Source organism: Roseateles sp. P5_E11, from assembly GCF_054049355.1.
Genome location: NZ_JBFUMO010001109.1, coordinates 1 through 844 on the forward strand (window position 1 = coordinate 1; position 844 = coordinate 844).

1 protein-coding gene is annotated in these 844 nt (G+C 63.5%); it reads left to right on the plus strand.

All coding sequences use genetic code 11. From position 1 onward, the window contains the following. Window positions 1–844 (plus strand): transglycosylase domain-containing protein (locus ACXJKR_RS33745; RefSeq protein WP_457326574.1); only part of this gene is annotated, 844 nt, incomplete at both ends.

The window sequence follows — 844 nt, forward strand, 5'->3', positions numbered from 1 at the left end:
CGCAGCCAGGGCGCATCGACCATCACGATGCAGGTGGCGCGCAACTTCTACCTTTCCACGGAAAAGACCTTCACGCGCAAGATCTACGAGATTCTGCTGGCGCTGAAGATCGAGTCGGCGCTGTCCAAGGAAAAGATCCTCGAGATCTACATGAACCAGATCTTCCTGGGCCACCGCGCGCATGGCTTCGCGGCAGCCAGCGAGATCTACTTCGGCAAGACGTTGGACAAGCTCAGCATCGCCGAGGCTGCGATGCTGGCCGGCCTGCCCAAGGCGCCGTCGGCCTACAACCCCATCAACAACCCGCGCCGCGCGAACATCCGTCAGCAATACATCATCGAGCGGATGTATGAGACGGGCTACATCACCGAGGAGCAGCGTGATGAGGCCAAAGCCGAGAAGCTGCGCATCCGCCCGGTGCAGGAGTCGGTATCGCATGCCGAGTTCGTCGCCGAGGCGGCGCGCCAGCTGATCTTCAGCCAGTATGGCGACGAAGCCTATTCGCGAGGGCTGAACGTCTATCTGACGCTGAACAGCGCCGAGCAGAACACGGCCTACCGCGCGCTGCGCCGTGGCATCCTCGACTACGAGAAGCGCCAGGTCTACCGCGGCCCCGAGGCCTATGCCGATCTGCCGAGCGACGCCAAGGAACTGGACGCGCGCATCGCGCTGGTGCTGGCCGACCACCCTGCCAATGACGAGCTGCTTGCCGCCGTCGTGCTGGAGGCCGATCCCAAGAAGGTGACGGCGGTGCTGCAAAGCGGCGACGTGATCGCCATCATCGGCGAAGGTCTCAAGCCTGCCACCTCCGGCCTGTCCGACAAGGGCAATCCCAAGACCCGCA